Annotated in this window: 12 protein-coding genes; 11 read left to right on the top strand and 1 reads right to left on the bottom strand. The window is 42.8% G+C overall.

The genetic code is table 11. The features are described from left to right. Window positions 1–366 precede the first annotated feature (366 nt). Genes BC343_RS24185 through BC343_RS31880 form a run of 9 tightly spaced genes read left to right on the top strand, consistent with a single transcriptional unit; the run spans window position 367 to window position 10,567 of the window. Entirely contained in the window at window positions 367–2,763 is a 2,397-nt protein-coding gene (locus BC343_RS24185) for a GumC family protein (protein ID WP_078350373.1), read from the top strand. Between the two features lie 8 nt (window positions 2,764–2,771). After that, entirely contained in the window at window positions 2,772–4,133 is a 1,362-nt protein-coding gene (locus BC343_RS24180; protein ID WP_078350372.1) for a lipopolysaccharide biosynthesis protein, read from the top strand. Between the two features lie 19 nt (window positions 4,134–4,152). Continuing rightward, on the top strand, window positions 4,153–4,791 hold the full coding sequence (locus BC343_RS31885; protein WP_162276928.1) for an acyltransferase: 639 nt from the start codon (window positions 4,153–4,155) through the stop codon (window positions 4,789–4,791). A gap of 13 nt (window positions 4,792–4,804) precedes the next feature. After that, on the top strand, window positions 4,805–6,061 hold the full coding sequence (locus BC343_RS24170) for a hypothetical protein (RefSeq protein WP_078350371.1): 1,257 nt from the start codon (window positions 4,805–4,807) through the stop codon (window positions 6,059–6,061). Window positions 6,062–6,098: 37 nt separating this feature from the next. Further along, window positions 6,099–6,845, top strand: coding sequence for a glycosyltransferase family 2 protein (locus BC343_RS24165; RefSeq protein ID WP_162276927.1), 747 nt, complete (start codon window positions 6,099–6,101; stop codon window positions 6,843–6,845). After that, window positions 6,842–8,140 carry a glycosyltransferase gene (locus BC343_RS24160; protein ID WP_078350369.1) on the top strand — a complete coding sequence of 433 codons (1,299 nt, stop codon included), beginning with the start codon at window positions 6,842–6,844 and terminating at the stop codon, window positions 8,138–8,140. Before BC343_RS24165 ends, BC343_RS24160 begins: the two co-directional genes overlap by 4 nt. Window position 8,141: 1 nt before the next feature. Then, on the top strand, window positions 8,142–9,278 hold the full coding sequence (locus BC343_RS24155) for a glycosyltransferase family 4 protein (RefSeq protein WP_078350368.1): 1,137 nt from the start codon (window positions 8,142–8,144) through the stop codon (window positions 9,276–9,278). Beyond that, complete coding sequence (locus tag BC343_RS24150) at window positions 9,268–10,014, top strand: acyltransferase (RefSeq protein WP_078350367.1); 747 nt, start codon at window positions 9,268–9,270, stop codon at window positions 10,012–10,014. Before BC343_RS24155 ends, BC343_RS24150 begins: the two co-directional genes overlap by 11 nt. Window positions 10,015–10,024: 10 nt before the next feature. After that, window positions 10,025–10,567 carry an acyltransferase gene (locus tag BC343_RS31880; RefSeq protein ID WP_078350366.1) on the top strand — a complete coding sequence of 181 codons (543 nt, stop codon included), beginning with the start codon at window positions 10,025–10,027 and terminating at the stop codon, window positions 10,565–10,567. A gap of 53 nt (window positions 10,568–10,620) precedes the next feature. On the opposite strand, the gene BC343_RS24140 is transcribed toward BC343_RS31880, so the two are convergent. After that, the gene (locus BC343_RS24140; RefSeq protein WP_078350365.1) at window positions 10,621–11,286 is read right to left on the bottom strand and encodes an acyltransferase; all 666 of its coding nucleotides are present in this window, start codon (window positions 11,284–11,286) and stop codon (window positions 10,621–10,623) included. A gap of 362 nt (window positions 11,287–11,648) precedes the next feature. Here BC343_RS24140 and BC343_RS24135 point away from each other — a divergent pair, with 362 nt between their 5' ends. Together BC343_RS24135 and BC343_RS24130 are read left to right on the top strand one after the other, a co-directional pair. Then, window positions 11,649–12,827, top strand: a complete 1,179-nt coding sequence (locus BC343_RS24135; protein ID WP_078350514.1) for a DUF1972 domain-containing protein — start codon at window positions 11,649–11,651, stop codon at window positions 12,825–12,827. Window positions 12,828–12,831: 4 nt separating this feature from the next. Further along, window positions 12,832–13,626: a polysaccharide biosynthesis/export family protein gene (locus BC343_RS24130; RefSeq protein ID WP_078350364.1), complete on the top strand. Its 795-nt coding sequence runs from the start codon at window positions 12,832–12,834 to the stop codon at window positions 13,624–13,626. The last annotated feature ends 61 nt before the right edge of the window (window positions 13,627–13,687 follow it).

Raw genomic sequence — 13,687 nt, 5'->3', positions numbered from 1 at the left:
ATAAAATGCTTCTATAATACATAAAACCGGGCAGGCCCGGGCTACTACCCTTGCAAGCAATACCCACTTACTTGCCATGCGGTATTAGCCTCGGGCCTGCTTTATATTTCGGCTCAACCCGCCTAAGCCACTCTACGCCCACAGCGCATACAAATTGTTGCCCGGCGGAATAAAAAATTCTCTCGGCATGTGGCATAAATCAACCACTGTTAGCCGTGTTCATTTTATTCAAGGCATTCACCTTATTCATTGTCCCTAAATTAATGTGAATGAGCTATGCTATCAGGTACCTTTATGCAAATAAACCGCTGTAATTAAGTATTTAATAGTACTTCAGTAATCCACCTACCTTAAAATTTACAGTTTATGAACAACGGAGATTTATTAGCCGAAAAGCTTGATTTCACCTACAAAAAACAAGACGATGCCAACGAGGCAAGAAAGCTTATTGCCTTAGTGGCCAACTATTGGTACCTATTTGTGGGAGGTGTAGTGATAAGCGTTTTTATCGCTTTCATTGTTATAAAATTTACACCCAGGCAATGGAATATCGTAAGTAAAATAATTATTGAAGACGAGAAGAACTCGCCGACAAAATTACTCACCAACGGCGTAAACGCCGACCTTTCATCGCTTTTCGATATCAAGAGCAACTCGGATAACGAAGTGAAGGTTTTACAATCGCGCAACCTGTTACGCCGCGTAATAACCGACATGAATATTAACGTTCATGTTTTTGATAATAATGGCTTCTTAAAAACCGAAATTTACGATGACGCGCCATTTAAGGTAGCTGTTGCCCAACGCGGCGAGTTACATAAATCCGGCACTTACCAACTCTCTATACTTGATGCCCAAACCTACCGCTTGGTAAACGAGGACAGAAATATTGATATAAAAGGAGTTTTTGGCGTGCCAAACAAATTATCAGACTGTACAATCACATTAAACAAAACCGCCTACTTCCAGCCAAACGGAGAATATAAGATCGTTATCAAATCGCTCAAAAGGGCCGAGAACGAACTGGCAGCTAAATTCATGGCTGGGCTTAACGATAAACAATCAACCGTTATAGACCTGCAATTGAATTATGGCGACCCTAAACATGGCGAGCTGATTTTACAGCGTTTTATGGAGCTGTACTTAAAAAACAACCTCTCCAATAAAATACGCATTGCTGATAGCACAATAAAATTTATTGACAGCCGCCTTACTGTAGTAAGCTCGGAACTTGATAAGGTTGAAAAAAGCCTGGAGGCATATAAAGTCAATAATAAAATATCCGACATCAATGCCCAATCTAAAGCGCTTGTTCAGGGTGCTACTGATTACCAGCAGAAACTTAACGAAAGTGCAGTGCAATTAGCCGTAGTGAACGACCTTAACAGGTACATCAACAGCGGACCTAAAGCGCAGGTTGTACCCAGCTCGCTTATTACAAAAGATATGTCGTTCGGCAGCGCAATTAACACCTACAATGAGATGTTATTGCGCAAAGAGCAACTGAAGTTAGGCTTGCAGGAATCGAGCTCGATCATAAAAAACCTCGACCAGCAAATAGAAGTTGCACGCCAGGCACTAAAAACAAGCCTAAAAAATTACAGCCGTAGTTTAAATATTTCGCAGGCTGCAATAAGAGAGCAAAACAGCGCCATAACCAATAAAATAGCGGCTGCTCCTGTTAAAGAGCGCATATATTTAGATTACTCGAGGCAGCAAAGCTTAAAACAAGACCTGTATTTGTTTTTACTGCAAAAAAGGGAAGAAACAGCTATTTCGCAAAAAGCCACTATCTCTAATTGCCGCATATTGGATAACGCCGAGAGCGGAGAAGACCCCTTCGCGCCAAAAAAATCTTTTATCTACACCATTGCTTGTATTGCAGGATTGCTTATACCTGCCGCTGGTATAGGGTTAAAAGAGACGCTGAATAACCGGATAAGCAAGAAAGATGATATAGAAAAACATACCTCAGTAGTTGTATTGGGCAAAATAAGCCAGAACACCAATAAGCAAAAAGTATTGATTTATAACGAGGCACGCTCTGTAATTAGTGAGGAGATACGCGCTTTGCGTACCAACCTTAAGTATGTAACCAACGGCAACCGGTCTAACGTTATCATGTTTACATCGAGCATGAGCGGCGAAGGCAAATCGTTTGTATCATTAAACTTAGGCAACTCAATTGCATTATCCGGAAAAAAAGTGGTACTGCTGGAGCTTGACCTCCGTAAGCCTAAACTGTTAAAATACATTGGCACCGATGCAGCTTACGGATTTACCGATTATGTGGTATCGCCTGAGAAAAATGACATAGAGGACCTGATAAAACCATCATCTTTCAATGAGAACTTCTATTTCATATCATCGGGCACGATACCGCCTAACCCTGCAGAAATACTAATGAGCCCCCGCCTGAAAGAGCTGATTGAAGACCTCAGGCGCAAGTTTGATTATGTTATTATTGATACTGCACCGGTAGGGCAGGTATCTGATGCTCTGATAATTGAAGAGTTTGCGGACATTACCTGCTACGTAATGCGCCAAAACTATACTTTCAAGTCGCAATTAGAGATAGTAAACGATCTGCAGAAGCAGAAGAAAGTAAAACAGATGTACCTGGTTGTGAATGATATTGAACTAAACAGCAATGACATTAGCGGCTACGGCTATGGATATGGCAATTACCATTATGATAATGTTGAAACCTACAGCGGCAAATTTGCTACGCTGATGAAAAAACTTAAACCAAGTTTTAAATAACACACACTATGCTTCAGGTAGTAGAAACCGGGTTTCGTAAATTTTTTACGAAAGGGCATGAGCGTTCGCTTAGGGCTAAGCGGAACATATTCCAATCGTTATTAATTAAAACAGGCGGGGTGGTTATTTCATACTCCCTTATTCCGCTTACAATTAGCTATGTAGGTGCCACCAATTATGGGGTTTGGCTAACGCTAAGCTCCATTATAACCTGGGCGGCCTTATTTGATATGGGGCTTGGCAATGGGCTAAAAAATAAACTGGCAGAAGATATTGCTTTAGATAACATTGATAGAGCTAAAAGCTATGTAAGTTCTACTTACGCTATATTAACGCTTATTTCGGCAATACTGTTAACTGTGTTTTGCCTCATAAACCCTTACATTAACTGGCATAGCATTCTTAACGTGCCCCACAATGAACTGAGCAATTTAAACCACCTGGTGGCTGTAATTTTTACATTTTTTTGCCTCCAGTTTATTATTCAGTTAATTAATACTGTACTTACTGCTAACCAGCAACCGGCGCTACCGGCACTAATAAGTGTTTTAAGCCAAACGTTTACGCTGCTGGGGGTACTGTTCCTTATCAATTTTAAAGAAAGTTCGCTCAGCTATCTCATTTATGCGTTTACCGCTATACCATTACTGGTATTGCTTGCAGCAAGCATTTGGTTCTACAGTGGCACCTATAATGCGCTGGCACCAAACTTCAGGTCGATAAATGTAGGGTACGCCAGGCAATTACTATCTGCGGGAGGGGCATTTTTTATTATCCAGATAGGCACCCTGGTACTTTACGAAACCGACAACATTGTAATTACCCAGTTATTTAGCCCTAAGGATGTTACCACATTCAATATCGCCTACAAGCTATTCTCGGTAATCATCATGGTTTTTATCATGATCATTACGCCCTTCTGGAGCGCCTTTACCGAGGCCTATGCAAAAAAAGACCACGATTGGATAAACCTTACACTCAATAAAATGAATAAGTTATGGATGGGGCTAAGCGCAGCTACATTACTGCTTTTGGCTTTCTCTCCTCTTATCTACAGGTTATGGCTGGGCGAAGATATGGTTGTGCCGTTCACGCTATCGCTGTCAATGGCCATTTATACCATCGCCCTTATCTGGCAGGCAATGTATGTGCAGTTTTTAAACGGCATCAGTAAAATAAAGCTGCAATTGTACCTCAGCATTTTTTGTGCTTTAATAAACATACCCTTGGCCATTGTGCTGGGGAAATACTGGGGGTTGGCCGGGGTTACCACATCAAACACCATTGTATTTATTTTGATGGGGGTTGCATTTTCTGTTCAAACAAAAAAAATAATTAATGGCACAGCATCGGGCTTATTCGCGGCCTGATAAATACACATATAATAAAATGAGCCTGATACACTACATACGAAAAGCTTACCGCGGCATGCGTGTAGTTTACTACAACAGCGCAAGGGTGTACTCGCACATAGTTACAACGTTTAAATTCCACCTTAACGGGGTTGAATTTAATAGCGATTTTGTAGGCTTCGGCATCCCCATACTTGATATTAATATGGAAGGGAAGTTTACCATAGGCAAAGGGTTTTGGTTTAACAGCGGTAAATACCATGCTATGGGCGGCAGGCAGCAACAATGCTACTTTGTAGCCGCCAAAGGTGCCGAAATTGTTATAGGCGATAACGTGGGCGTAACCTCCATTGCCATTATATGCCATAGCAAAATAGCCATTGGCAATAATGTAAAAATTGGCATAAACACGGTTATTTACGATACCGATTTCCATTCGCTTGATGCCCGGATACGCAATAGGGTACCCGAAAGTATAGATGGCGTAAAAAGCAAACCCGTTACCATAATGGACGGTGCCTTTATTGGCGGGCACACCACAATTTTAAAAGGTGTAACCATTGGCAAAAATTCAATAGTTGGCGCCGGCTCGGTAGTTTTTAAAAGCATACCCGACGAACAGGTTTGGGCCGGCAACCCGGCCGTTTTTATCAAAGAGAATAGTTACACCTCATAAAAATTATAACGCTATGAGAGCAAAGTTTTATTCGGCCCTGCTACTTGTGCTGGTTTTAGCTTCGTTTTTCCACATGCAAGCAATTGTTTTGGGGGTAGCCGCCATTATAATTGCCATGCCGCTAAAAAAGCACCTAACCGCGCTAAAACCGGTGCGGTTGTTTACCATTCTTATCATCCCGATTGTTTTGGGGCTGTTTGCCGGTTTCTCTAACGATAACTATCTTATTTTTAAAGATTTCTACTACTTCCTGCTACCCGTAATATTCATTTTAGCTGGTATTTTACTGGCTTTCAGGTTAAAAATTGGCGAGTTTTTAAAGGCGCTGGTTTACGCCGGTGTACTCACCTCTATTCTGGTAACCTCTATCTCGGTTTATTACATGGGCGTTGGCTCGCTCAGCGATCCTTATTCGGCCCACTATGCTGCGGGTATTGTTGGTACCCCCGGCCCGCCAATAGCGCTTGCCGCTTTACTCATAACTAAAAAATTCAACATCAGGTTGTTTAGCCGGTTTCAGTTCAACCTGTTCCTGCTGATAAATGCCATGGGCATATACATGTGCGCATCGCGTACTTACCTTGTTATAACACTTTGCTTTTTGCTATTGCTTGTAGCCGATAAAGTAAAGAGGCAATGGGTAATACCTGTGTCATTCATGATAGTTATGCTGCTTTTTATGGTGCCTGCCAACTTTTTTAGGGCTACCGAAACATCAACATCATTTGTAGATAAACTTTTAGGCTCGTTTAACGAACTGAGCATTGGCAATTACAATACCGAAGAGGAAATAAACACCAAATACCGGGGCTATGAATCGTTTATGGCGCTAAACCAATACGCCCAGGGCGATACCAAAGACTGGATATTCGGTGGTTTAGGCAAATTGGTAGATCTGAAAACTTTCCTGAGGTTAGGCGAAGATACCGATTACCAATACATCCCCGTGCTGCACAATGGCTGGCTATATTTGCTTATTAAAACGGGCATAATAGGCATCCTCACTTACCTAATACTATTCCTGAGGCTGGTGTTTATTAACTGGCGCAAATACGCTAATACACAAGAAAAACCGGTCATAAAACTATTTGCGGCACTTACCATCGGCTGCATTTTCAGCCTGTTCCTTACCAACTACATTGTTACCGCATTTTTTAATGTGGAGATGAGCATACTAATGATAACGCTTGGTTATAGCTATTTAAACTTTAACTACCTGCTTTTCTTGACCGAATACAACGAGCCCCCTATTCATCAACCCGCTTATTAATACCGTTATGAATATACCCCATCACACAAATTTAAAGGTGACAATAGTGACAACGGTGCTTAACGCGGTTAGCACCATTGAGCAAACTATTGTAAGCGTTATTAACCAAACCTATAAAAACATTGAATATATAGTGATTGACGGCGGATCTACCGACGGCACCCTGCAAGTGATAGAGAAGTACCGGGATAACATAAGCGTTATTGTAAGCGAACCCGATAAAGGTATTGCCGACGGTTTTAATAAAGGCATTGCTTTGGCTACCGGCGATTGGATTGGGTTAGTGAACGCCGATGACTGGTATACCCCCAACGCTGTAGAACTAATGATGGCCAATACAAATGCCGGTGATAATGTTTGCTGCGGCAATTTATTGCTTATTGGCCAAAACGGTTTTCAGCGCATAAAAAAGAGCAAAGTAAGCTGGCTTAACTATGGCATGTATATAATGCATCCTACTTGTTTTGTAAGAAACAGTGTGTATAAAAGGGTTGGCGGCTACGATACCACACTAAAAATAGCCATGGATTTCGACTTGTTTTTGCGGATAAAACGAGCCGGCTACTCCATCAAATATGTAGATGAACACATTACCTGCATGCGCACTTTCGGGGTAAGTAACGATGTGCAGAAAATGCACCGGGAAGAACTGGCCGTGATGAAAAGGAACTTGAACGGGTTTAATTTCGTGCTATCGGGCATGTTCAATTATTTAAACAAACTACGCTGGCGCCTTTGGTATAACGACCCTTTTCGCGAGGTTAAAATTACTGCTGCATCGTGAAAAAGAATATCCTCATATCGGCATATGCAATATCTCCAACCAAGGGTTCGGAGTATGCTGCGGCATGGAATACCGTTGTAAACCTTGCGGAGCAGCATCAACTGTGGGTACTGTACGGCATGTCTGACGATCACATGGGCGATACAGAAGGACTTAAACTATATCTCGAAGAGCATGTGATGCCCACCGTAAAATTTATTGAGGTAAAAGGCGGATGGCTGGCCAACAGCATTAACCTGTTGAATAAAGTGGGCTTAGGCTGGTTTTTTTACTTTGCTTATTACTTGTGGCAAAAGCAGGCGCTAAAAGCAGCACAAGAGATTGCAAAAACGGTTGATATTGATGTAGTGCATCAACTGGGGCCTATAGGTTTTCGCGAGCCGGGCTTTTTACATCAATTGGGCAAACCCCTGGTTTGGGGGCCAATAGGCGGAATGAAAATAATGGACGGCGAGTTAATTGCTACGCTGCCTGTTAAAGCCCGGCTTAAATTCATTGTAAAAAATTATATAAACCGGTACCAGCTGGGCTATTCTTTCAGGATAAAAGCCGCTTTTGAAAAGGCAGATGTTCTTATATCTGCAACACTTTTGGGCCGCGAAACTATTTGGCAGCGCTTCAACCGGGATAGCTATTACCTGCCCGAACAAGCTGCCGCCTGCCGCGTAACACCGGCAGCGGATAAGTTTAACAACATAGACAGGCAAGTAGATTTGGTTTGGAGCGGCAGCCTCATCCATCGCAAAAACTTGAAATTATGTATTGATGCCTTAGCTGCCCTAAAGCAAAATAACTGGAAGTTGCATGTGCTTGGCGATGGCCCCCTGCGTAACGAGCTTGAGAATTACGCAACAACTAAAGGCATAGCAGGTAACATTACTTTTTATGGCCATTTGCCGCGCAAACAAGCTTTGCAAATAATGGTGAACGCACATTTACATATGATTACCAGCATTGCTGAAGATAACCCCGCAGTAACTTTTGAGGCCATGAGCAATGGGGTACCCACCCTAACTATTGACCACTGCGGCATGGGCGATGTACTTTGCAGCAAATGCGGTATAAAAATTTTGCCCGGCAACCATTCCGACATGGTAAAAGAAATGAGCTGCGCACTGGACAACTTGCTGTGCAATACAAAAATACTGGCCGATATGTACCATACAACTCTGGTTTGCGCCAACGAGCACAAATGGGATAAAAGGTTGGCAAAGCTGAACAAGATATATGACGAGGCCATATTGGCCCATGCCCGCCATAGCATTTACCCTACCCACACCTTAACCATGACCTAAAATGCTTATCACAAACACAAAACTGAACGTAGGGATAGATGCCAAGTGGTTTTTTGAAGGGCCGCCAAGCGGAAACATGGTGGTTAAAAACCTCGTGAACGAACTTATATTGAACAATAACGACCGCTTTAATTTGTTTTTGCTGATAACCAGTAAATACCGCAAGCAAGCCATGGAATACTTCCCGGCAAGCGTTAAACTAATATCGCTGGCAAATTTACCCAACCTGGTATCAAACCTGTTTTTGATACCAATAGCGGCACTGCGGTATAACTTAAGCGTGGTGTTATTCCAAAACTTTAGCAGCACCTGGCCGGGCAAACTTTATAAGATAGCTTACATACACGATGTGCTTTTTCTGGACCATCCGGAATATTACACTAAACCCGAGCTGTTGTACTTTAAACAAATGAAACGCTCGGCGCTAACAGCCAACAGTATAATTGCCATATCCGAATCTGAAAAAAAACGCCTCATAGGCAATGGCATTGCCAATGATAAGGGCATTAACGTGGTATACCATGGCATTAATGATGATTTTAAACCGGTAAGCTATTATGCCGAAGATGCTGTTTACAATGTAATTAACAAGTACGAGCTGCCTTGCAGTTACCTGCTTTTTGTAGGCAGGGTTAACATTCGCAAAAACCTGGTAAACCTGGTAAAAGCGCTCAACTATCTCGACGATAAAAAGATCCCGTTACTGATAGTTGGCGAAAAAAACAATTTATATGCGGATTTGAAAAAATACATAACCGACGAAAAATTAAGCGACAGGATTATGTTTACCGGCCACGTGCCCGAAAAAGACCTGCAGCTGATATACGCATGTGCCACTGTTTTTTGCTTCCCATCTTTTGCCGAAGGTTTTGGTTTACCCCCGTTAGAGGCCATGAAGTGCGGTGTGCCGGTAGCAACATCTAACCGAACGGCCATGCCCGAAATTTGCGGCGATGCAGCGGTTTATTTTGAGCCCGATAACCCCTGCGATATTGCCCATAAAATAAATGCATTACTGAACGACCCGGTATTGTATAACGATAAAATTAAAAAGGGCCTTTACAGGGCCGCAAACTTTGTATGGTCGAAGTCGGCACAGCAAATTTTAACATTAATTGAAAAGGCAAATGTTAATTGAAAAACTAATCAGAAAGCTAAAACGCGACCCTAACTATAAATGGGAAAGCGACTACCAGCCGCTCGATCTGTTTATTGTGCTGTTGGGCCGATCGCGCCAGGTACTGCGGGGCCTGTTTGTTAAAATACTGGTAAAATCAAAGGGGCTGATGTTTATTGGCACGGGGGTTAAAATAAAACATGCGCATCTGATATCTGCCGGCAAAAATTTGATACTGGAAGATGGTGTTTATTTAAATGCCCTATCGGCAAACGGCATAAAACTAAAAGACAATGTAACCATAGCCCGCAACAGCACCATTTTGTGCACCGGCGTTATAGCCCACAAGGGTATTGGCGTAAGCATAGGCAACAACACCGGCATAAACGAGAATGCTTTTATTGGCGGCCAGGGCGGGATAGAAATTGGCGACAACGTAATAATTGGGCCGGGGGTAAAAATATTCTCCGAAAACCATGTATTTGCAGATGCCGATGTTATTATTAAAAACCAGGGGGTAACCCGGGTGGGGGTAGTAATAAAAGATAACTGCTGGATTGGCGCCGGTGTAACTATTATAGATGGTGTTACTATTGGCGAGGGTTGTGTAATAGCGGCGGGCAGTGTAGTTACCAGGTCTGTGCCTCCAAATTCGATAGCAAGAGGAGTGCCCGCCAAAGTATTAAAAAGCAGGTGCTTTGCAACTGAGGCAAATTTGATAAAGCAAGAGATCCCCACCATAAAAATTTCTGCATAAACCTATTCTTATGGCAAGTAGCTTCGAAAAATTTAAAGGTTCGTGTATCTATATAGTTTCGGCAACTATAGCGCTGTTGCCGTTTCATTTTGTGCGGATAGGGTTGCTGCGGATATTAAGAGCGAACATTGGTAAAAAAGTAGGCTTGTACCGAGGCTTCGAGGTACGCGCACCATGGAAAATGCGAATCGGCAACAGTACCATTATAGGCCATAAAGCAATGCTGGATGCCCGCATGGGTTTATCTATAGGCAACAATGTAAACCTGAGTAATGAGGTAATGATATGGACCCTACACCACGATTATAACAGCCCCGATTTTGCCCAAACAGGCGCCGCAGTAACTATAGAAGACCATGCCTGGATATGTTCGCGGGCTATAATTTTACCCGGAGTAAAAATAGGTAAGGGTGCTGTAGTAGCTGCAGGTGCTGTGGTTACGAGGGATGTTGCGGCATATACCGTTGTAGGCGGCACGCCCGCTAAAAAAATAGCCGACAGAAACAACGGCTTAGTTTACGATTTGGGCGACTTTGTACTGCCGATAATTTAACCACGAGCGCGGCGGTTATAGCAGTTGTTCAGTTTGTGAATGGTAGCGGCAGATCAATACCACCAGGATATTCCACTTTTTAATACCCTAAGTGGGTTGCCGCCAAAAATGCTTTTTTCGCCTGTAAGTCCTTTAGTTACCATAGAGTTTGCGGCAACTATACTTCCATTAGGGATAACGGCACCTTTTAGAATAGTGCAACGGCAGCCCACCCAAACGTTATCGCCAATAATTATTTCCTTGGGGTGATTAAACACCACGCCTGTTTCATCGGCTATGTGGTGGAAATCGGTATCCATAACTAAGCTCTCCCAGGATATACCACTGTGATTGCCAATCTCTATTTTTTTAGCTGCAACTATGGCACACTCGGTGCTCATATTAAAATCGTCGCCGAATATGAGTTGCGCACCTTCGCTAACATTTAGTTTGCAGCCATGCATAATAAATGCCCGGCCATTAAAAACCACATCGCCATACACTTCCCACACGGCACGCGACCGTTTAAAATCCGATATCCCTATCCGGCCAAAGCCTATTTGCACAAGTGCAGTTCGGATAGGCCCGTTTAAAATTACCCGCCCTTGCATACGGTGTAAAAAAACATTGTTAGAAATTAATACCGGGAATTTTATTGCCGTTTTAAAAGGGAAGTATTTAAAGTTAAAACGAATAGTTTTCAGGTTTATCCTGGTTAAAAATTTCAAAGCGTTGTTCATAGTGTTTACTGCTTAAATAACAGGCCAGGCCGCCCGGCATTAAAAAACCTTTTTATACACATTCCCTCCCTCCCGCATCTGTTTTAAATGTAGCATATAATAACATAGCTTATGTAAAAGCACTACCCAAATCGTTCCGTTCGTTTTATTCACTGCTTATTGCTTCATTCAGTACTCTACCCCTCATTCAGCCTCGGCCATTTTACTTATATGGGTTGTTCAACCCGCGCCTTTTACTGCACATAGTGTAATTTACATTATTGTTTTACAGCTATAAACGCCCTGCCTCAGAAGGCCTTACAGCTGGCAACAATACTGACACCTGTAATAGAAAATATTATCCACCTATAATACTATATACCATGCGCATAGCAATCATTGGAACAAGAGGCATCCCCAACCACTACGGTGGTTTTGAACAATGTGCGGAATACCTATCGGCCGGTTTGGTCAAGAAAAACTACGAAGTGACAGTTTATAACTCCCACAACCATCCCTATCAGGAAAAGGAGTGGAATGGAGTAGAGATCTGCCACTGTTACGACCCGGAATACAAGATGGGTACGGTTGGCCAATTTTTTTACGACCTGAACTGCATAAGAGATGCACGAAAGAAAAACTTTGACATCATACTTCAATTGGGCTATACCAGCAGCTCTATTTGGGGATGGCTGTTACCCATTAATTCGATAATAACCACCAATATGGATGGTATGGAATGGGCACGAGCGAAGTACTCGAAAAAAACGAAAGCCTTTTTGCGCGTTGCCGAGCGGCTTGCTGTATTAACAAGCGACCATTTGATAGCAGACTCCATTGAAATACAACGCTACCTCAAAAATAAATACGGTAAAGAGCCCGTGTTTATACCTTACGGTGCAACGCTGTTTGATGAGCCCAACCTTGCCTGCCTAGAAGAGTACAATGTTGAGCCTTACAATTACGACATACTAATTGCACGGATGGAGCCCGAAAACAGTATAGAGATGATACTGGATGGGCATGCCCTGGCACAAACAAACCGCAAATTTTTAGTAGTTGGCAATACTAACAACGTATTCGGCAATTACCTGGTAGCCAAGTTTAAAAACAACCCAAACATCGTTTTTTGCGGGGGCATCTACTCCTTAAACAAGCTCGACAATTTAAGGTACTATTCCAATTTATACTTCCACGGGCACACTGTTGGGGGCACCAACCCCTCGTTGCTGGAGGCTATGGCCTCTAACGCCCTCATTTGCGCTAACGACAATGTGTTTAACCGGGCCGTGCTGAACGAAAATGCACAATATTTTTCTACCGCGAATGATGTGGCATTCAGCCTACTGAACATCCAGAAATCAACCGGACTGTACAACAACATGATAGCCAACAACCGCGACAGGATTGCAAATTTCTACAACATCGACAACATTGTTAATTCATACGCGGCGCATTTTGAGAAGATAACCCGCGAAAGGCTTGCAGAAAAACCGCAAAGAGTAGAAAAACCACAAAGAGCAAACGAACCACAAATAAAACTCCAACTAAAAAACAACTAACAACATGGCTTACATCAACAAAAAAACGAAGGGCCTTTTAGCTGTGATGTGTGGTGTGCTGCTTATGGCTAATGCCTCTTGCTCGTACAAGCAAAACCAGGTACTTTTTGAGAAAAACGCGGTAAACGAAAATATGCCGCCGATAACTTCTGCGCCGCCTGAATACAAGATAGAAACGCAGGATGTACTGCAAATGCGCAACCTGCAGGATATAAGCTATGTGTATAGCGTGCCGGGGGGCAATGTGAACAGCAGTAGTGCTGCATCTGTACCCCAGGCGCAAACCTACCAGGTAGAAAACGACAGTACCGTGGCGCTGCCTGTATTAGGCAAGGTGAAGGTTGCCGGCTTAACAAAGTTAGAAGCGGCTAACAAAATACAGTCGCTCTATGCAAAATCGGTATTGAAAAACCCAATTATCGAACTGAAGATAATGAGCCTGAAGGTTGCCGTGTTTGGCGAAGTAAGGAACCCCGGAAGCTACATGCTGGTAAGCGATAAAACCACTTTAGTAGATATGATAGCCCAGGCGGGAGGATTAACCGAAAAAGCGGATGAAAAAACCGTAAAGATCGTTAGGGGCGGTATGGCAAATGCACGCGCATTAACCATCGACCTTAACGATTTCAGGTCGGTTTCTAACCCTGCCACCATTTTACAAAGCAAGGATGTTATCTACGTTGCGCAAAATAAACGCGCTATCAAAAACGAAAAGATACAGGACATTTCGACCCTGGCGCAACCGGGCTTGCTTCTGTTAAATACGGCACTGCTTATTATCACACTCGGCCGAAGGTAAAACAGATCAACCTAAAACAGTAAACAACCCATACCACAATTATCAAATGCAGTAGAACAGT

Source organism: Mucilaginibacter pedocola, assembly GCF_002013915.1.
Taxonomy (GTDB): Bacteria; Bacteroidota; Bacteroidia; order Sphingobacteriales; family Sphingobacteriaceae; genus Mucilaginibacter; species Mucilaginibacter pedocola.
This window is presented reverse-complemented; position numbering and strand designations above follow the sequence as displayed.